The sequence below is a fragment of the Pseudomonas sp. AC247 genome, assembly GCF_979258015.1.
This window is the reverse complement of the sequence record NZ_OZ409829.1, coordinates 92142-112524: the sequence shown is the minus strand read 5'-3', so window position 1 is coordinate 112524 and position 20383 is coordinate 92142. Positions and strand designations below refer to the sequence as shown.

16 protein-coding genes are annotated in these 20383 nt (G+C 60.3%); 10 read left to right on the top strand and 6 right to left on the bottom strand.

Translation table 11 applies throughout. The features are described from left to right. Positions 1-20: 20 nt before the first annotated feature. From eat to ACZZ0B_RS00545, 10 genes are all read left to right on the top strand, one after another. A complete protein-coding gene (gene eat / locus ACZZ0B_RS00590; RefSeq protein ID WP_463544161.1) occupies positions 21-1391 on the top strand; it encodes an ethanolamine permease in 1371 nt (456 codons plus the stop codon). Between the two features lie 164 nt (positions 1392-1555). Beyond that, entirely contained in the window at positions 1556-2950 is a 1395-nt protein-coding gene (locus ACZZ0B_RS00585; RefSeq protein ID WP_045123145.1) for an ethanolamine ammonia-lyase subunit EutB, read from the top strand. Continuing rightward, positions 2947-3780, top strand: a complete 834-nt coding sequence (eutC, locus tag ACZZ0B_RS00580) for an ethanolamine ammonia-lyase subunit EutC (RefSeq protein WP_463544160.1) — start codon at positions 2947-2949, stop codon at positions 3778-3780. Before ACZZ0B_RS00585 ends, eutC begins: the two co-directional genes overlap by 4 nt. A gap of 115 nt (positions 3781-3895) precedes the next feature. Then, complete coding sequence (locus ACZZ0B_RS00575; protein ID WP_003228592.1) at positions 3896-4357, top strand: GNAT family N-acetyltransferase; 462 nt, start codon at positions 3896-3898, stop codon at positions 4355-4357. Between the two features lie 246 nt (positions 4358-4603). Continuing rightward, entirely contained in the window at positions 4604-5254 is a 651-nt protein-coding gene (locus tag ACZZ0B_RS00570) for a DedA family protein (RefSeq protein WP_008081798.1), read from the top strand. A 4-nt stretch (positions 5255-5258) separates the two neighbouring features. Then, complete coding sequence (locus ACZZ0B_RS00565) at positions 5259-6071, top strand: M90 family metallopeptidase (protein ID WP_463544159.1); 813 nt, start codon at positions 5259-5261, stop codon at positions 6069-6071. A gap of 112 nt (positions 6072-6183) precedes the next feature. Then, on the top strand, positions 6184-6711 hold the full coding sequence (ppa, locus tag ACZZ0B_RS00560; RefSeq protein WP_008052339.1) for an inorganic diphosphatase: 528 nt from the start codon (positions 6184-6186) through the stop codon (positions 6709-6711). 222 nt (positions 6712-6933) lie between these two features. Next, on the top strand, positions 6934-7680 hold the full coding sequence (locus ACZZ0B_RS00555; protein ID WP_158834283.1) for a S24 family peptidase: 747 nt from the start codon (positions 6934-6936) through the stop codon (positions 7678-7680). A gap of 486 nt (positions 7681-8166) precedes the next feature. Then, a complete protein-coding gene (locus ACZZ0B_RS00550) occupies positions 8167-9336 on the top strand; it encodes a GGDEF domain-containing protein (protein ID WP_463544158.1) in 1170 nt (389 codons plus the stop codon). 77 nt (positions 9337-9413) lie between these two features. Further along, positions 9414-9845 (top strand): hypothetical protein, encoded by a 432-nt coding sequence (locus tag ACZZ0B_RS00545; RefSeq protein WP_463544157.1) that lies wholly within the window; start codon positions 9414-9416, stop codon positions 9843-9845. Positions 9846-9854: 9 nt separating this feature from the next. On the opposite strand, the gene ACZZ0B_RS00540 is transcribed toward ACZZ0B_RS00545, so the two are convergent. From ACZZ0B_RS00540 to ACZZ0B_RS00515, 6 genes are read right to left on the bottom strand one after another with little or no spacing between them, the layout of a single operon-like run. Then, positions 9855-10667, bottom strand: coding sequence for a YfaP family protein (locus ACZZ0B_RS00540; protein ID WP_253481692.1), 813 nt, complete (start codon positions 10665-10667; stop codon positions 9855-9857). 3 nt (positions 10668-10670) lie between these two features. Then, on the bottom strand, positions 10671-12290 hold the full coding sequence (locus ACZZ0B_RS00535) for a DUF2300 domain-containing protein (RefSeq protein ID WP_463544156.1): 1620 nt from the start codon (positions 12288-12290) through the stop codon (positions 10671-10673). Between the two features lies 1 nt (position 12291). Beyond that, on the bottom strand, positions 12292-16866 hold the full coding sequence (locus ACZZ0B_RS00530) for an alpha-2-macroglobulin family protein (RefSeq protein WP_463544155.1): 4575 nt from the start codon (positions 16864-16866) through the stop codon (positions 12292-12294). Continuing rightward, entirely contained in the window at positions 16863-17513 is a 651-nt protein-coding gene (locus ACZZ0B_RS00525; RefSeq protein ID WP_008081825.1) for a DUF1175 domain-containing protein, read from the bottom strand. Before ACZZ0B_RS00525 ends, ACZZ0B_RS00530 begins: the two co-directional genes overlap by 4 nt. Beyond that, on the bottom strand, positions 17498-19210 hold the full coding sequence (locus tag ACZZ0B_RS00520) for a DUF2138 domain-containing protein (protein WP_463544154.1): 1713 nt from the start codon (positions 19208-19210) through the stop codon (positions 17498-17500). The genes ACZZ0B_RS00525 and ACZZ0B_RS00520 overlap by 16 nt, the downstream gene beginning before the upstream one ends. A gap of 48 nt (positions 19211-19258) precedes the next feature. Then, positions 19259-20050, bottom strand: a complete 792-nt coding sequence (locus tag ACZZ0B_RS00515; RefSeq protein ID WP_463544153.1) for a YfaP family protein — start codon at positions 20048-20050, stop codon at positions 19259-19261. Positions 20051-20383 lie beyond the last annotated feature (333 nt).

The following is a 20383-nucleotide window of genomic DNA, read 5'->3' as shown; positions in this document are numbered from 1 at the left end:
TAAAAAGACAGCGAGGACTTATGACTTCAACCACACAGCTCAAACCCACACTCGGCACCCTGCACCTCTGGGGCATTGCCGTCGGCCTGGTGATTTCCGGCGAGTACTTCGGCTGGAGTTACGGCTGGGGCACCGCCGGCACTCTGGGTTTTCTGGTCACGGCGTTGATGGTCGCGACGATGTACACCTGCTTCATCTTTAGCTTTACCGAATTGACCACCGCCATCCCACACGCCGGCGGGCCATTTGCCTACAGCCGTCGGGCGTTCGGCGAGAAAGGCGGATTGATCGCCGGCATCGCCACGCTGATCGAGTTCGTCTTCGCGCCACCGGCCATTGCCATGGCCATCGGCGCTTACCTAAATGTGCAGTATCCGGAGCTTGATCCGAAGATCGCCACCGTCGGTGCGTATTTCGTCTTCATGACCTTGAACATCCTCGGCGTCAGCATCGCCGCGACTTTCGAACTGGTGGTCACTGTGCTCGCTGTCGCCGAGTTGCTGGTGTTCATGGGCGTGGTCGCGCCGGGTTTCAGCTTCAGCAATTTCGTTCTGAATGGCTGGTCGGGCTCCAATGAGTTCACCGTGGCCTCAATCCCGGGCATTTTTGCCGCGATACCCTTTGCGATCTGGTTCTTCCTCGCCATCGAAGGTGCAGCCATGGCGGCCGAAGAAGCCAAAGACCCGAAACGCACGATTCCCAAGGCTTACGTCAGCGGCATTCTGACCCTGGTGTTTCTGGCCATCGGCGTGATGGTCATGGCTGGCGGCGTTGGCGACTGGCGTCAGCTGTCGAACATCAACGATCCGCTGCCGCAGGCGATGAAAGCCGTGGTCGGCAATAACTCGACGTGGATGCACATGCTGGTGTGGATCGGCCTGTTCGGGCTGGTGGCGAGTTTCCACGGGATCATCCTCGGTTACTCGCGTCAGTTCTTCGCCCTCGCCCGCGCAGGTTATCTGCCTAAGGGGCTGGCCAAACTCTCGCGCTTCCAGACCCCGCACCGGGCGATTCTGGCCGGTGGCGTGATCGGCATTGCGGCAATCTACAGCGATGGTTTGGTTAACCTGCAAGGCATGACCTTGACCGCCGCGATGATCACCATGTCGGTGTTCGGCGCCATCGTGATGTACATCATCAGCATGCTCAGCCTGTTCAAACTGCGCAAAACCGAGCCGAACCTGGAACGCACCTTCCGCGCGCCGGGCTATCCGGTGGTGCCGGCGATCGCGCTGTTTCTGGCGGTGGTGTGTCTGGTGGCGATGGCGTGGTTCAACACGCTGATCGGCTGTGTATTCCTCGGTTTCATGGCCGCCGGTTACTTGTATTTCCAGCTGACCGCCAAGCAACGCGCCGATGCGCCGGCAGACGCTATGCTCGAAGGTATCTGACTGCCATATAAAAGTGCACAGCGCCCATCCAGGCACTGTGCTGGAACCCTGTAGGAGCTGCCGAAGGCTGCGATCTTTTGATTTTGCTGTTAAGAAGATCAAGGTCAAAAGATCGCAGCCTGCGGCAGCTCCTACAGGGGGTTTATCGTTTACAGGAGGATATTGTGGCCGCATTCGCCCATTCCGTCGGCGCCCAGACCTATCGCTTCGACAGCCTCAAAGAGGTCATGGCCAAGGCCAGCCCCGCCCGTTCCGGGGATTTTCTCGCCGGCGTCGCTGCGCTCAACGACGGCGAGCGCGTTGCTGCGCAAATGGCGCTGGCCGACATCCCGCTCACGCACTTCCTGCAGGAAGCGCTGATCCCCTACGAGTCCGATGAAGTCACTCGACTGATCATCGACACCCACGACAAACAAGCCTTTGCCGTGGTCAGCCACCTCACCGTCGGCGGTTTCCGTGACTGGCTGCTCAGCGACGCCGCCGATGAAACCAGCCTGCGCAACCTCGCCCCCGGCCTGACCCCGGAAATGGTCGCCGCCGTGTCGAAGATCATGCGCGTACAGGATCTGGTCCTGGTGGCACAGAAGATTCGCGTCGTCACCAAGTTCCGCGGCACCCTCGGCCTGCGCGGGCGCCTGTCGACGCGCCTGCAACCGAATCACCCGACTGACGAACCGTCCGGCATCGCCGCGAGCATTCTCGACGGCCTGCTCTACGGCAATGGCGACGCAATGATCGGCATCAACCCGGCCACCGACAGCATCGCTTCGATCTGCGCGATGCTGGAGATGCTCGACGCGATCATCCAGCGCTACGACATTCCGACCCAGGCCTGCGTGTTGACCCACGTCACCACCTCCATCGAGGCGATCAACCGTGGCGTGCCACTGGATCTGGTATTCCAGTCGATTGCCGGCACCGAGGCGGCCAACGCCAGTTTCGGTATCAACCTGAATGTTTTGCAGGAAGGTTACGACGCCGGCCTGAGCCTGAATCGCGGCACCCTAGGGCAAAATCTGATGTATTTCGAAACCGGCCAAGGCAGCGCCCTGTCGGCCAACGCCCACCACGGCGTCGACCAACAGACCTGCGAGACCCGAGCCTACGCCGTGGCACGGCATTTCAAGCCGTTTCTGGTGAACACCGTCGTAGGATTTATCGGCCCGGAATACCTCTACAACGGCAAACAGATTATCCGTGCCGGCCTCGAAGACCACTTCTGCGGCAAGCTGCTCGGCGTGCCGATGGGCTGTGACATCTGCTACACCAACCACGCCGAAGCCGATCAGGACGACATGGACACCCTGCTGACCCTCTTGGGTGTCGCCGGGATCAACTTCATCATGGGCATCCCCGGCTCCGACGACATCATGCTCAATTACCAGACCACCTCGTTCCACGATGCGCTCTACGCCCGGCAGACCCTGGGGCTGAAACCGGCACCGGAGTTCGAACAGTGGCTGGCCAACATGGGCATCTTCACGCAAGCGGATGGCAAGGTTCGCTTTGGCAACAACCTGCCGCCGGCCTTCCGCCAAGCGCTGGCACAACTGGGATGAGTAACATGGAAAAACCGCCCATCGACCCGCAAAACCCATGGCTGGAACTGCGCCGCCTGACCCCGGCGCGGATCGCCCTCGGCCGCACCGGCACCAGCCTGCCAACCAGCGCCCAACTGGACTTTCAGTTTGCCCACGCCCAGGCGCGCGATGCGGTGCATCTGCCCTTCGATCATGCCGGGCTCGGTGCGCAACTGAGTGACCGTGGGCGCGAGAGCTTGCTGCTGCACAGCGCCGCCGTGGATCGAAACAGCTACCTGCAACGCCCGGATCTGGGACGCAAACTGAGCGATGACTCGGCGCAAAGCCTGCGTGATTACGCGGCGGCGCATCCGGGTGGCGTTGATCTGGCAATTGTCGTGGCGGATGGTTTATCGGCGCTGGCGGTGCATCGCCACACGTTGCCGTTTCTCACCCGCCTGGAGGAGCAGATGAGCGGCGATGACTGGTCGATCGCGCCCGTCGTGCTGGTGGAACAGGGCCGCGTTGCCGTCGGCGATGAAATCGGCCAATTGCTCGGTGCAAAAATGCTGGTGATGCTGATTGGCGAGCGTCCAGGCCTGAGTTCACCGGACAGTCTGGGGTTATATTTCACCTACAATCCAAAGATCGGGCTGACCGATGCCTATCGCAACTGCATTTCCAATGTGCGGCTGGAAGGTTTGAGCTACGGCATGGCCGCGCATCGTTTGTTGTACCTGATGCGCGAAGCCTGTCGGCGTCAGCTGTCGGGGGTCAATCTGAAGGACGAAGCACAGGTGCAGACACTGGAGTCGGACACAGGAAAGGATATAAAAGGAAACTTCCTACTCGATCCGCCCACAACCTGAACCGTTTCCGCATTGCGTTTCTGCGCCGGTTTCAGGCAGGATCGATGCACGGCCGCCAGGGTTTCCCATCGCCGTCAGAGCAGTTGAAGACAGCCACTTGAAGACGAGACCTATCATGCGGATTATTCAAGCGACCCTCGAACATCTGGATTTGTTGACTCCGTTGTTCGTCAAATATCGCGAGTTCTACGGTTCCCTGCCTTACCCGGATTCCTCCCGCGCGTTTCTCGAAAAACGCCTGCGCCGCAAGGAGTCTGTGATCTATCTGGCCCTGGCCGACGATGACGACAAGAAACTGATGGGTTTCTGTCAGCTTTATCCGAGCTTCTCCTCGCTGTCACTCAAGCGCGTCTGGATCCTCAACGACATCTATGTCGCCGAAGACGCCCGCCGCCAACTGGTCGCCGACAACCTGATCCGCACCGCGAAGAAAATGGCCAAGGAAACCCAGGCCGTGCGCATGCGCGTCTCCACCAGCAGCAACAACGAAGTCGCGCAGAAAACCTACGAATCCATCGGGTTCAAGGAAGACACCGAGTTCAAGAACTACGTATTGCCGATCAGCGACGAACTCTGACAGCAAAAGATCGCAGCCTGCAGGAGTTGTTGAAGGCTGCGATCTTTTCGCCTTACCCATCCGCCCTGCCTTCCTGACAAATATTCACGCCCGACATCCCTCGCTACAAAACCAACACGCTTTTCAACTCTCAGACCGTATAATCGCGATCTTTCCGGCTTGTAAGAAAAACTACACCTCACTGTAGGCTTACACCCGATTCACCCGCACAGACCCGCTGAGTCGGGCCGACACACAGGTGCCTCCATGGATTTCAACCCGCTCGACCTTATCCTGCATCTCGATGTTTACCTCGACATGCTGGTAACCAACTACGGGCCATGGATCTACGCCATTCTGTTTTTGGTGATCTTCTGCGAAACCGGACTGGTGGTGATGCCGTTCCTGCCGGGTGATTCGCTGTTGTTCATCGCCGGCGCCGTAGCGGCGGGTGGCGGAATGGACCCGGTACTACTCGGTGGTCTGCTGATGCTAGCGGCGATACTCGGTGACAGCACCAACTACGTGATCGGACGAACGGCCGGGGAAAAACTCTTCAGTAACCCGAACTCGAAAATCTTCCGCCGCGATTACCTGCAGAAGACTCACGATTTCTATGACAAGCACGGTGGCAAGACCGTGACCTTGGCGCGCTTCCTGCCGATCATTCGTACCTTCGCACCGTTCGTCGCTGGTGTAGCAAGAATGCCGTACCCGCGCTTCTTCGGTTTCAGCGTGCTCGGCACCATTCTCTGGGTCGGCGGCCTGGTGACGTTGGGCTACTTCTTCGGCAACGTTCCGTTCATCAAGAAAAACCTGTCGTTGCTGGTTGTGGCGATCATCCTGCTGTCGCTGGTGCCGATGATCCTTGGCGTGGTTCGCAGCCGTTTCAGCGGCAGCAAAGCCGAATCGCACTAAGCCCATGTGGTCGCTGAGAGCCTGGCGACGCCGGCGCATTCTGGCGAAGCACCCGATTGCCGACGATATGTGGCAACGGGTGCGCGATCACCTGAGCTTTCTTGACGGCATCACCGACGCGCAAGACCAATGGCTGCGCGAAGCGTGCGTGCTGTTCCTCGAAGAAAAACATCTGACCGCCCTGCCCGGCGTCGAGCTGCATCAGGAGCAACGCCTGTTGCTCGCCGCTCAGGCGCAATTGCCACTGCTCAACCTCGGTGATTTGAACTGGTATCAGGGTTTCCACGAAATCGTCCTCTACCCCGATGACTTCCTCAGCCCGCAGCGTCACCGCGACGCCAGCGGTGTCGAGCATGAGTGGGATGGCGAGCACAGTGGCGAGGCCTGGCAACAAGGGCCGATCATCCTCGCCTGGCCGGGCGTGATGGCCAGTGGTGGCTGGGAAGGTTACAACCTGGTGATCCACGAACTGGCGCACAAGCTCGACATGCTCAACGGCGACGCCAACGGCCTGCCGCCGCTGCACGCCGACATGCGCGTCAGCGACTGGGCCGAGGTCATGCAGGCTGCTTATGACGATCTTGATGGCCAGCTTGAGCGTAACCCCGATGCCGAAACGGCCATCGATCCTTACGCCGCCGAAAACCCGGCGGAATTCTTTGCGGTCACCAGCGAATACTTCTTCAGCGCTCCGGATCTGCTGCACGAGGCTTATCCACAGGTCTATGCGCAACTGCAGCTTTTCTACCGTCAGGATCCGTTGGGCAGGTTGCGGCAACTTCAGGCCAGCGACCCGGTCTATCAGGCGCACGACTAAGCGCTGCACGACTTCTGGTACGTGGCGTCGGCGTAGGAATATGCCTATAATCGCCGCCACTTTTTGGTCAATCCGGCCAAGTGTTTTTGGTCAACTACGGGGGCAACGCCCAATGAGCTACAGCAAGATTCCGGCTGGCAAAGACCTGCCGAACGACATCTACGTCGCGATCGAGATCCCGGCCAACCACGCGCCGATCAAATACGAAATCGACAAAGACAGCGATTGCCTGTTCGTTGACCGTTTCATGGCCACCCCAATGTTCTACCCGGCCAACTACGGTTACATCCCGAACACCCTGGCTGACGACGGTGATCCCCTCGACGTGCTGGTTGTAACCCCTTACCCGGTTGCGCCAGGCTCGGTGATCCGCGCGCGTCCAGTCGGCATCCTGAACATGACCGACGACGGCGGCGGCGATGCCAAAGTCATCGCAGTCCCACACGACAAGCTGTCCCAGCTGTACGTCGACGTGAAGGAATACACTGACCTGCCGCCACTGCTGATCCAGCAGATCGAGCACTTCTTCGCGAACTACAAAGATCTCGAAAAAGGCAAATGGGTCAAGATCGAAGGCTGGGCCGGTGCTGACGCCGCCCGCGACGCGATCACCAAGTCGGTTGCTGCCTACAAGGGTTAATTACTCTGAGCCGCAGTCCGCTTGAAGAAAACCCCGGTCGATCCGGGGTTTTTTATGCTCGGGAAAGGTCGTCTTAAACAAGGTGTTTACGACGGACTACAGAAAAGTTTTAACCTGTGTAATTTCCCACAAGAACGTCTTACATCCCGTCGCAAAATTCAGCCCGTTTTTGAACGCCCGGTTTATTCAAACCGCTCTGGCACGGCCGTAGACTCCGTGTTTATGAGAAAGAACACTAGCGGTCCAAGATTCAGGGCACTCCTGGAAGCAGCGAACATCTCGACCACGGGTTTCGCAAAGTTCTGGGGCACGGAAGCCCAAAATGTCCACAACTGGTACACCCGGGGCGTCCCGGCGTATCGCATGGAAGAAGTCTCACGCCTGCTGTCCGTCAACAGCGAATGGCTGAAAACCGGCGAAGGCAACAAAGAAGCGCCGAGCCTGAACGCGCCTGCCAGCAACGGCGACACCTTCGACGCCCACGCCATCCGTGGCGTCTACACCGTCATCGATCCCAACGACATCAATCTGCTGTTCTTCAAGGAAACGCCGCTCACCGACGGCTCCGGCAAAACCCACGTCATCCAGGACCCGGACCAATCCATCCGCCTGCTGCGCAACCACCTCGATCAACTCGAAGTCAGACACACCGACGCCATCTGCGCGCACATGATCGGCAACAGCATGGCCGAACGCATCGAAGACGGCTCCGTCGTCGCCATCGACCGTGGCCTGACCCAAGTCGTCGACGGCGAAATCTACGCCATCGAACACGACGGCATGCTGCGCATCAAATACCTGCACCGCATGCCCGGCAACGGCTTACGGCTGCGCAGCCACAACAATGCCGAATACCCGGACGAAGTATTCCGCCCGGCGCAGATCGAGGAGCAAAGGATTCACATATTGGGCTGGGTGTTCTGGTGGTCGACCGCGGGCAAACGCCGGCCGGTGGTGCCGTTCCTCTGATCTGACGGCCAGCACCTCCCCCTGTAGGAGTGAGCCTGCTCGCGATGAGGCCCTGAAAAACAGTACAAATCCCCAATTTCTACTGCAGCAGTCGCTCTAAACCGCACTTCAGACTGGGAATTCACAGCAAAACTCAGTATCCTGCGCCCCACATTTGCGCATCGACCCGCCCCGCGGCTCAGAGAGCGCCCGACGCGGCAGACCAACGTCTGACCAAGTCCCACAGCCGGACGCAGATCCGGATGTACGTTTTGAAGGCTGGCAAGGCTTACCAAAAATAGGCCAAGCCAGTCCCCGAGAAGCCGGCCACAAGCCGGCTTTTTAATGCCTGCAAAAAAACACGTTTACCTTGGCGAGCTTGACTCAACACTTGCCAACCCTAACCCCCTCAGTGCTAAATCCTGCCCAACACCCAACCCCTCTGTTTTTACCCGCATCCCCGACCCCGGCCGGATTCCGGTATTGAGCCTCACGGGAATCCATGGAATGGCCCTGCATATCCCGACCCTGCTGGTCGTTTCCGTCTTCGTCTTCTTTTTGATGGGGCTGTTGACGCTGCACGCCTGGTATCGCGAAACCCGCGAGCCGCCGCTGGCCTACCTCGGCAGCATGATGCTGTTGGGCGCGCTGGGGGTGGTGCTGGTGAGTTGGCGGGATCGCGGGGTGGATTTCGTTCCGATCATCTTCGGCAACATTGTGCTGTTACTCAGCGCCGCGATGAACTGGACGGCCATGCGCACGCTGACCGGTCGCAAACCGTATCTGCCGGGCATTTTGGCGGGTTCTGTGGTCTGGCTGCTGTTGTGCCTGATACCCGCCTTTTACCACTCGATGGCGAATCGAGTACTGATCTACTCTCTCCTGGCATTCGGTTATGGCGTGCTGACGACATTGGAACTCTGGCGCAACCGTCACAGCCTGGACGTCGCGTTCATGCCGGCGCTGGTGCTGACCGTTTTGCACACGATTTTTTATGCGGTGCGCAGCGCGACTGATGACGGGCTGCCGGTGACCAAGGCGTTGCTGGGCAGTGGCGAAGGCGTGCCGTTTTTCTCATTCATGCTGTTCGAGTCGATGTTGTATGTCATCGGCATTGCCTACATCACCTTGGCGATGGTCAAGGAACGCGCCGAACTCAAGCTCAAGGCCGCGGCATTCAGCGATCCGTTGACCGGCATCGGCAATCGTCGCGCGTTCATGCAGCACGCCAGTCACTTGCTGGACGGCTGTCAGCAGCGGGCCGAACCGGCGGCGTTGCTCCTTTGCGATCTGGATCACTTCAAGCGTTTTAACGACACCTACGGCCATCCTGTCGGCGATCAAGCGTTGATCGCGTTCAGCGAAGTCCTGACGGAAAGCGTGCGTAAAGAGGATGTATTCGGGCGCATCGGTGGCGAGGAGTTTGCCTGCTTGCTCTGCGCATGCGATGAGCCGACGGCACTGGAGATTGCCGAGCGAATCCGTATCTCCTTCGCCCGACTCTCCATTCTGGAACCGGGGCTGCTCAGCGTCAGTATCGGCGTGGTCACCACCCGTGAGTCGGGTTACGACCTGTCGCGCCTGCTGTCGGAGGCGGATCAGGCGCTGTACGGCGCCAAGCATCAGGGACGCAACCGGGTGCAGACGTTGCGCTCGTTGTATCTGGGGCTGGCGTAAAAACCCTTTTGAAGTAGCCGTCCGACGCAGTTGGCCGGGCTGTAAATCCGAGAAACGCTCCACAAGGAAGTTAGACATTGATTCCCCGCACGCTGAACTCACAGCTGAAATCCGTTGCCGCAACAACCCTGTGCCTCTGCTTGATCGGGTGTGTCGGAGTAGGTATCTCCCTGCCCGAAAAAGTCACACTGAAAACCGACGCCTACAGAGCGCAAAGTTACCGCTCAATCACCCCACAAATCACCCGAACAGCAACATCGGCACCCACCCGCGAATGGTGCGGAATCACTGTCTGGGCGCTGGTGATTCCGGTGCCGTTGAAACTGCCGGTCTGCCACTCGTACTCCGAGCAATCCTTCGGCAGTGACGAGTTCGGGAGGGAGACCGTTCTGCTCAACACCCGACAATCAGTGCCATCCCCGCTCTACGCCTGTGGCCCACTCATGGTGCTGGGGCCGATCGTTCACGGTTACGAAGGTAATGCGCTGTGCGGTGTTTTTCCTGACTGATCCATTGATTCACGGATAACTGAACGACTTCACCAGTGTCAGTTCGCCGACCGCGCGCATCGGGATCAGAAACGTCTCCATTTTTTCGTTCGGCGTGCCCTCTTCTGTAATCACCGTCACCTGCGCGGTGGTCAGCGCCTGCACCGGTTCATCGCCACCCTCGTCATCCCCGCGATAGCCACCCCCAAAGTAGTTCACGTACACCAGGTACTGGCCTTTGATCGGCGCCGGCATGGCGAAAATTTCCGGGCCGTAGCCGGTGGTGACGTCGACGTCGAGCGCGGCACCGTTGGCGGCGGTGCGGTTGCCGTACCAGATGTGTGCGCCGTCGGGGGTGACGAGGTGCAGGTCAAGGTCGGTGCCGTCGCTGTCCCAGGCCAGCAGCACGCGCAGCTTGGCCGGGGTGGCGCCGCCACTGGTGTTGAGAAATTGCGTGCGATGGCGTTGTTGGCCGTCAGGGCTGCGCACTTCGACGCTGTTGCTGCCGTTGGGGAAGGAGAACGGGCGATCAAAGTGGCCGCTGTCGTCGATTTTCAGCGGCATGCTGACGCCGTTGACGATCAGCCGCCCGGGCTCATTGTTCTTTGGTGTGGCTTTGATTTCGCCGCTGATGCGTGCGGTGTTGGCTTGACCGACCGGGGTGTTAACCGACGAGGCTGGGTAGTTGACGGTCTGGCGGAAGCTTTCGCCCTCGCCTTCAGGTGCGCCGCTGCGCCAGCCGCCGACCGGGGTGTCGAGTTTGACGCTGTCGGCGGCCATCGCCGGCGATAACGCGGTCAACGTGCAGAGCAGCAGCAAGACCTGTGGATAACGAAGTGTCATGGTCTATTCCAGCAAAAGGTGACGGGCGAGCCCTTCGATGTAGGTTTCATCCTGGCCGTTGGGGTGTGCTTCAAAGGCCAGGTGCAGATATTCGTGGGTCAGGTCGAGGCGATCCTGCAGGGTCAGCACGCCACGTACGTAAATACGTTGGCGTTCGCGGTCGACGAAGGGACGGCCGAAGGCCAGTTTGCACACGGCGAATGTGCTGACTTCGTTGTAGCCGGTTTCGCTTTCCAGCTTCGGGCGCCAGCCGCGACGCTGTTTTTGCAACCAGTCTTGCGCGGCGGGCAATGCTTCGCAGGAAGCGACCGGGTTGTCCCAACGGCTGAGACTGGCGCGCGGGTAGGCGTGCAGCAGAATCGCGTCATAGCGCTGACCGGCATTGGCTTGCTCGACGGCTTGTTGCCAGGCGAGCTTGTCCGGGCCGGGTTGATCGGAGTGATAGGTGACGGTGCTGCCGGCCAACACCAGGTCTGCCGTCCATGCAGCGATGTTGCGCGATTCAGCGGAGGCCGGGCGCGGTGCGACGCGTTGGCGAGTGCTGCTGTCGTCGATGCTCAGGCAATCGCCGTTGCGTGTGGCGTTTTGCAGCAGATAAGTGCGGATCGCTACGGCCAGCGCCTTGGCCGCTTCGGCGGGTTCAGGTTTGGCTTCACGCTCCAGCACGCGGGCGACGTATTCTTCGCGATCAAGCCTTGCGACGAGTTTGTCGTTGAGCAGAAACAGTTCGCCGTCGCTGTGGATATCCAGCGCGTTGCCGTTGGCGAATTCGACGCGATAATCGCCACGCAAAGGGCCGGAACGCATGACCCGCTCACCAGTCAGAACCTGTGTAACCGGATAACGCGAAAACAACCCGACTTCAACACAACGCCCCGCCTCTGCCGGCCACGCCGCTGGCAGCACGGTCGCAAGCGCCTGCCCGTAATGGCGCAAAACCATCTGGCTGGTGCCGCGACCGCCTGCCCAAACTGGCGAGCCATCGACCGTCCAGCCGGCGAATCCACCCTGACGCGATTGCGCATCCTGGTCGCCGAGCCAGCTCCAGGTTTTCACCCGCAGACGCCCGCCCAACTCGCCGACGACATTGCCGTCCGCCGCGTTCAGCACCACGTCGAGCAGCACTCGACGCGCCTGATCCTGCGCCGGCAAAGTCGCCAGGACCTTCAGCAGTTCAACCACGGAAACCCGTTGCGCCGGTTGCACCGACGGCAAATCCAGCAACCACGATGGCGCCTGCCGCGCCTGCCAATACGTTCGCCAATCCGTCGCCGCAATGCCCAATCGCGCAGGCTCGAAATACAAGCCGCAGGATTTCACCAACGCCTGATCACGCTCGATCTTGCCGCCCGCCGAGCAGCAATAGACTTCTTCCTTGGACTGCCCGCGACACTCATACGCCGGTTCCCGAGCACCTGTATCGACCAGCCACGCGTAGACAAACAACTTCCACAGGCTGCCCAACGGCGTATCCAGTGATGACGGCAACGGTTCACGCTTGATCAGTTGCGTCTGACTCAACGATAACAACTCGCCCTTAAAGGCCACGCGCAACGGCTCGTCCTGCGCCGTCGCCAGCGCAGGTATCACACACATCAGCAGCCACAGCAGCGGCCGGCTCATGTCAGTTGACCGTGACCTGACCGAGGGCGGCTTTCGCTTCCTGGGCCTGATGCTGCGGCGCGTAAATCTGGGTGAAGCGCACCGGCGGCAGGTTGAACTGGCCCTTCTGCGAGAAACGCACCAGATGGCGCAGGCGCAACTCGCCGCTCAACGCATCGACCGGCACCGCGTAAGCCAGTTGACCCGGTTCGAAACGCGCCTTCTCCAGCGCGGTCGGCTCGGTGCCATCCTTACCCTGCAACTTGATGCCCCACGTCGTGCGCTCGACATCGGCGCCCGGCGGCAACGGCACTTCGAGCATGCCGTAGCGCAGTGGTTTCGGCGCTTTACTGGTGAGGATCACTTCGTCCAGATACAGGCTGTCACTGGACAGCGGCTTGGTCCCGACCGGCTCCAGTTTGAAGGTGAACGCTTCATCGCCCGGCACCAGTCGCGACAAGCGACGGGTGATGGTTACGGCCATTGGATCGACTGCCGGTTGCTGAGTCTGGAAGCTCAACGCCGCGCGCAGCGGACGCTCTTGTGTGCCAGACACAGTCAACACACTTGGCACTGGCGTCGCGCCTTGCCAAGTCCAATACATTTCGCCGCTGGCGCCGTAGTTTTTCTTCCAGCCTTCACCCGGCGTCAGTGCAATGGTCGGCGAAGCCTGGGCGATGCTGCGTTGCAGCCAGGTCAGCGCCAGCGCGCGTTCCAAGGTCGATTGTTGCGGCAGCAGACGTTGCAGCAGCGCTTGCGCACGCGCTTGATCGAACGGCTGCAACGACAGGTTCAAGGCTTCGGCAAACGGCTGCGAACTGACGGACAGACGCTGTTGCGCAGCGCCCACCTGACGATTGAATGCATCCGGCAAGGCCACTTTCGACTGCGTGGCCAGCGCTGAGGTCAGCACCCGCGCCGCCGCCAGACCGAGCGCCGAATCCGGATCGCTCATCACCAGACTGTCTTCGCCATCGTCCATCAGCGTCTGCACATTGCCTTCACCGGCCTTGGCCAGATCGTCCATCAAACCGCTGAGCAGCGTGTTCACCGGCAGATGCATCTGCTTGGCAAACGACAGAATCAGCGCCCGTTGCAGCAACGGCGTGTTCGGCGCTTGCTTGGCGTAAACCTCCAGCACGCGCTGCCAATGCTCCGGCGGCAAGCTCAGTTCCAGCACATGGCTGGCGTTAAAGTCGGCGTAATAGGCATAGGCCGTGAGGAACGCATCCGGCTCACCGTCGTAACCCCACCAGGTGAAACTCGCCGATGGCCCGGCCATTTGCACCAGACGCAGACGGCTGTTTTGCATGATCAGGCGCAAGCGATCGCGGATCTGCGGGCTCGACGCCAGCGATGGATAAGCGATGCTCAACGGCAGTAAACGGCTGGCCGTCTGCTCGACGCCGCCATACGGATAGCTGAGCAGATCATCGAGTGCCGAACGGAACAGCGCTTGCGGGCTGTCATCCAGGCGCAGGCGAATATCCGTGGCGTCGGCCGGCAGACTCAACGGCGTGTCACCACTGGCGACATCAAGGCTCTGCGTCTGCGTCACTTGCCAGCCGTCACCGGTCGCACTCAGGCGCACAGCGAGGGAGTCGGCGGTCTTGCCGTCCTGCACCAACTCCGCTGTCCATTCGCCTGAAGCCAAGGCGAACGCCGGCAGCGGCAGGTAATTGATGCCGTTGTTGAGGGTCACCGGCAGGCGTTGTTCGGCGCCAGCATAGTGAGTGACCAGTTCAGCCTTGACTGGTTTTTCGGCCTGACTGAAGGCGAACACACCGAGTTGCGGCTGATCGCCCTTGCGGAATTTGCTCGGGCCGCTCCACTTCAGGTACAGCGGTTTTTCCGAACGGACGAACTGTTTCTTCTGCCCGACCTGACCGTCATCGGCGATGGCGCGGGCGGTGATGCGCCAGCGGGTCAGCGAGTCCGGCATCTTGAAGGTGAAGCGGGTTTTGCCGTCGACACCGGTCAACAACTCCGGCTGCCACGCGGCGGTGTCGACGTCTTCACGACGCGGACGCTCCAGCACTTTCACCCCACGTTCGCTGCGGTTGGCTTTGCCCGGTGCGCCAGGGCTGCCCGGCAACGCGACGTCGTAACTGATGAACGACAAGCTGGCGCTGGTGCGCACATTGTTACGGCGCGGGTGATAGAAGAACTGGTCGATGGTCGGTGCGACTTCCGGTTGCAGCGCATAAACCATCTCGTCAACGACGCTAACGGTCAGATGCGCCGGAACCGCTTTGCCGGCGAACTGCGTGGTCAGGTCAACCGTGACCGTGTCGCCCGGCAGGTACACCGCTTTGTCAGTACTGATCGCTACGTCGATTTGCGGCGCGACCACTTTGATCCCGGCGTTCTGGAAGCTGTACTGACCGCCCTTGGTGTAGAGCACGGAGAAGGTCAGGTTCGGCGCAAAGTTATCCTTCACCGGGATGCGCGCGCGGTATTGGGTGTCGCTGAGTTTTTCCAGTTTCAGCCAGTCGCCGCCCTTGGCCAGCAGCGCAGTGGCTTCGACCTTGTCACGCTCCAGCGAGAGCAATGCATCACTGACCGGTTCCGGGAACGTGATCAAAGCCAGCGCTTCATCGCCGGCCTTGTATTCAGGCTTGTCGAGGACGATTTCCACGGTACCTGGTACCGCTTTGACGCCATCGCCAGTGACCGCATGCCCGGTAGCACCGAGAACGCGACCGTGTTGATCTTTCAAGGTCAGGTTGTAGGTGCCCGGACGCTCGAAAGCGAGGCTGAAGCCTTTATCCTTCGCGGCAAGTTTGCCTTCGCCGGTGCTCTGGTCTTCCAGACGCACCCAGCCATACGTGCTCGGCGTCACTGCTTTGCTTTGCTCGGTGCCGCCCTCGTTGGCGTAGCTGAACGCAACCTTGTCGCCGACCGCACTGAAGCGTTGCGGCGCGCTCAAGCGGAAGCTCGCGGCACCGCGGTCGATGAGGATTTCCTTGGTGGTCTTGACCCGATACGCCGCGCCATCGCTGGCAAAAACGGTGAGCATGTAACGGCTCGGTTTGTCGGCGGCCGGCAGATCGAGGGTCGCGTTGCCTTTGCTGTCGGTGGTCAGTTCGGTGCTGGTCAGCTCCACCGGGAATTGCCCGAGGTATTGCAATTCGTTGTCGACCATCGACAGTTGCTGGGCACGCAGGCTCAGGGTCAGTTTGGCGTTGGCCACCGGTTTGCCGTCCGGGTAGAGCAACACCAGACTGCCTTTGACCGGCTCGCCGGTGCGGTAATCCTGTTTGGCCAGATTCAGCGAAATCTCGAAGTGCGGCTTGATGTATTCCGCCACTCGGAACGCGCTGCTGTAGGCCTGATCCTTGTAGTTGAAACGAATCTCGTAACCGCCCGCCACAGCGTTGTCCGGCAACTGGAAGCGGCCCTGAGTACCGGCCTTCGAATCAAGTTTCAAATCGAGGTGCTGCAACTCGGTACCCGTAGCATCCAGCACGCTGACGTTGACGTCCGCCGCCCCCGGCAACACTGAATCCCGCGCATTCTTGAACTCGCGGCCAACGATCTTCAACGACACCCAATCACCCGGGCGATACAGCGGCCGGTCGGTGAAGGCATACAGTTTGGTGTCGTAGATTTCGCTGTCGTAATAGAAGTTTTCCGAGACGAAGACGCCGCCCTCTTCATCCTCGCCGATCACGAACGAACGCTCCGGGCTGACGTGTTTCAGGCGCAGCAAACCATCGGTATCGGTGGCGCCGCTGCTCATCACGCCGAGGCCATCGGTCCACAGCACATTGACCTTCGGCACCGAACTGCCTTCGTGTTTGCGCGCAGCCCAGACCAGCAACTCATCGCCGGCAATCTTGCTCACCGCGACGGTGTTGGAGACGAAGACCATGGTGGTCGCGCGGTACTTGCCGATCAACGCTTCGACCAGATACAGACCGGGTTTCAGATTGCCCAACGGGATGTAAACGTTGCCCGGTGCGACGCTGACGAAATCACTGGAAGAGCCGGCCAGATTCACCCCTTCCGGCGGCTGGATCGGCTTGGCCTGCCACAGCGGATAACGGAACTGGCTGACCACCGGCAGGCCCGGAATCAACGCAAATTGCGGCTGCGCGTCGTACGGTGTCGGTGCGGCGATGGCATTGCCCATCTTCAGTTCCGGCACTTCTTCGGTGACCTGTTTGCGCGATTCATAAGAGAACGCGCGCTGCATCACCCGACGGGATTTGCGGTACCAGTTATCCCACAGGTACGCGAGGGTGTTGGACAGGCCTTCGCCCTTGAACTGGCCGTCGCTGACCACACGATGCAGATTCTTCTGGCGCTTGAGGAAATCCAGCGGCTTGTCGATGCGATACACGCGAATGTCGGCGCCGCCATACGGTTCCATGCGGAAACGACGGTAATCACGGCCCGGCGCTTCGAGGCGCACCATCGCCTGTTCGTCGGCAGCAAAGCTGCTGTCGGCGAGCAGGAAAAAGCTTTCACCGGAGACCGGCGTGTAGCCGCTCGGCTCGACCGAATCTTCGGCGTTGACGCTGGCCAATGGCAGCAACAGCGCCAGCAGCAAAGGAATTCGGGAGCAGAGTCGCAACATGCGGGCACCGGTCATTGGGAGAGAAAGTTCAGTCGATAGACGCCGATGAAGTTGGGGTTGGCTGCGTCGGGTATCCATCGGGTGTCCTTCCATGTCATGAGTTGCTGCAGGCTTGCCGAACGCATGCCGTTGTCAGTCGGGGTGGTGGTGCCGGTGTGATAGGCGATGTAGCGGCCCATCCAGATCATCAGGTGCTGGTCGTCGCCCTGATCGAAAAACATCAAGTCACCGGGCCGCGCCTGCGACACGTCGCGGCTGACCAGATGGCTGTTGAACTGAATCAGTTTGATCGCATTGACGTACGGCCCAACCTTGCCGCCGCCCTGCTGCCATTGCTGGGCGAGCTTGCGCTGCTCGTCGCTGAGCGCCAGTTCCGGCGGCAGATAACGATTGGACAGGCCATTGCTGCGCAGCCATTTGTCGTCATGGACTTTCAGTGCTTCGTTGGCGGCAAAACGCACCAGCCCGGCGCAGTCCTGCTGATACCAGCGCGGGCTCGGCCCCTGGCTCAATTGCTCCTGGGCGATGCGCACGAACCAGGCGCGAAACACCTGGGATTGCGCCGGATCCAGTGCAGGTGCTTCAACGGCTCGGGCGCCCGCGCTGAGTAACAGCGCGAGCAGGCCGAGGCTGCGGATCAGTGCGGTCACAGCGCTTTCCATTCCAGCGGCAGCCATTGCCAGTGGCCGTCAGGCTCGCTGCCTTCAGGCAGGGTCAGGGCATATTTGCCGTAGCCGCCGAGGGTGCGCAGTTTCGGGATCAGGTAGGTTTGCGCGGCGTTGTAGAACACCGGTTCCATGTCCTGCGGCAGGCTGTCGAGGGTTTCCTGCTGCATCAGCTGCGCCATCGAATCCGGGCCGAAGTAGATTGGCATCAGCACATCTTTGGGCAGCACGTCGGCCATTGGCGGGAAGCGCTTGTCGAGGGTGCCGAGGGCTTTGTCGACGAGTTTGTCGTCGAGGGAAAACAGCAGCGTCGAGCCATGACGGGCCAGGCTTACTTTCATGAACGCCTTGCCGGAAATCGCGTCCGGGTTCTCCGCAGTCTTCGCCGCATACGGGCCGAAGTTGGAGCTGACCTGACGCTGCCAGACGTGGTTCTGGCCTTCCTGTTTCTCGACCACAGGGAAGACGTTTTCTTCGACGTTGGACTCGAACGCACCGACCATCGAACCGAACAGCTTGCCGAGGTCGCCATCGAGTTTACTGCTGTCCTCGTCTTTCAGACTGGCCACCAGCAACGGCGTGTACAAACGCGAATCGGCGTACCAGCACAGGCCTGCCGCGCCGGCCACGTGGTCGGTGAGGGTCTGCGCCACCGCGTCTTCAGCGCCGAGCTTCACCAGCAGCGGTTTTTGCGGCTCGGCGGCGACCGGCAGGGTCACGCAGGCACTGGCGCCCAGCGGCATCGCTTGCCACACCGGTTTGAAGTCGAAGTCGGGTTGGTTTTCCAGTTCGTCCATGGCGAGGTAGCTGTGCCAGCCCTTGTCGTCCATGTCGAACCGCAGCCCGGCGAAATTCGGGATGAAGCGCTGATAACCCATGGCGAGGACGCTGGAATTCACCGACAGACGCTGTTTGGTTTCCGGGGTTTTCGCCGGCAGACCGAACGCCTCAGGGAACAGTTTTTCGCCATTGAGCAACGCCGCCAGCGCTTGTGGTGAAACGTGGCCCGACTCTTCGGAGGCGCCGCTTTCCGGGTCGTAATACTTGGCCGGGTTGGACAGCACCACCAACTTGTCGCCGTGGGAGGCGAACAACAGGGCTTTGTTGGCGTTGTAGGTCAGTTGGTACAGCGGCACGCTATCGCCGCCGACTTTCAGTTCGCCCATCTGACTGAGCTGCGTGTCATCCAGTGCGACTTTCGCCAGCGGTTCGAGCAGTTTCGCCAGACCGCCGCGATCCATCACCAACAGGAAATCCTTCAAGCGACCATCCGCGCCACGCCACAGCGCGACGTCAGCCGGCTGATCGAAAAGCTGCTCGATCAGGCTGTCCTGCAACTTCAGGTCGTGCTCGTAGATGATCCGGCGCAGGCTGCCGATCAGCCCGAGGCGGTCGGCGTGGGTTTCGTAATAGAAGACGAAATCTTCGGTGAGCGTGGCCTTGAGGAACGGCACCGTCAGCAGGTCCTTGGGCAACTGGCTCAACGAGCGGGTTTCCAGCAAGGCATCCGGACGACTCAGGCCGAGCTTGTCACTCGCCAGCTCCGCCGGCGGCGCCTTGGGCTTGAGCAGCAGCCAGCCAAAACCACCCGCCACGCCGGCCACCAGGCACAACCCGGCCAGCAGCAACGGCCAGCGTCGCGAAGGTTTGGCCGCTGGCGTTTCGACAGCCGAAGTCACAGTGTTATCGCTCATCTTCTCGCTCATTTCCCAAAGCTCAGGATTTCATCCGTGGCGGAATGCTTAATAGTTGAAAGTCTTGACCAGCAGCAGATCACCGATCGCCCGCAGGGGCACGATGAACGTTTCGCGTTTTTCGTCGACGGTGTTTTCGTTGACCACCAGCGTGATTTGCGAGGTGATCACCTCATTCTGGTTGCTGGTCTCATCGAAGTTATAGCCGCCGTTGCCGAAGTTGCCCCAATAGTTGACGTAAACCAGATAGGTGCCATGCAGCGGCGCGGTCATGGTGAACATTTCCGGGCCGGGGCCATCGACACCATCCGGGTCCAGACCGCCGCCATTGCTCAGCGCCGGCTGCGCCCAGAACGCATGCTGACCGTCGGGCGTGACAATGTGCAGATCGAGTTCGGCTTTTGGATCGTCCCATCCCAAGACAAGACGAATTCGCGCCGGCGTGCGCAAATTGTTTGCTTCATAAAATTGCACACGCTTGAGCGACTGGCCTTCGGCGCTGATCACCTCGACGCTGTTGGAACCGGCGCCGAACGCATACGGCCGGGCGAAACGCCCTTGGTCGTCGGTGTACAGATTCAGTGGATTGCCATTCACGGCGAGGCTGTGCGGCGGGCGCATGTGTCCGATGGACTTGAGTTGGCCCTGGATCATCGTGCGATTACGCTGGATGCCGCGATCGATCGGCGGCGTCGGATAGGCGACTTGCGGGTTTTCCGTGCGATCGAGCAGGCCGTGGTAGCGCCAGCCGCCCACCGGTTCCGACAACTCGGCACTCGGCGCGGCCAGCAGCGCGGGCGCGCAGGCCAACCCGATCAGCAGCAAAAGAAATGAACGCATGTGATGCCTCCTGCCATGCCTGAACGAAACCTTGCACCCGATCCTCGGTACTTCACAGCGGTGAAACTGCGTTTCGTCTGAAAGACCCGTGACTATCGGGTCGTAGAAGGCGCGAAGATTAGCCATTTGGTGGCTTTTTAACAATCGGATACAGGTGCGATAGCTGTAGGAAACGTGCCTTTTGAGGGATGTGAGCCGAATAGAGCGGTTATTCGGCTCACAAAATGAGCCGAATAAGCCTGAATCACCACAAATCCTGTGGCGAGGGGATTTATCCCCGATCGGCTGCGTAGCAGTCGCAATGTGAGCTGACCTGATAGACCTGAAGATACA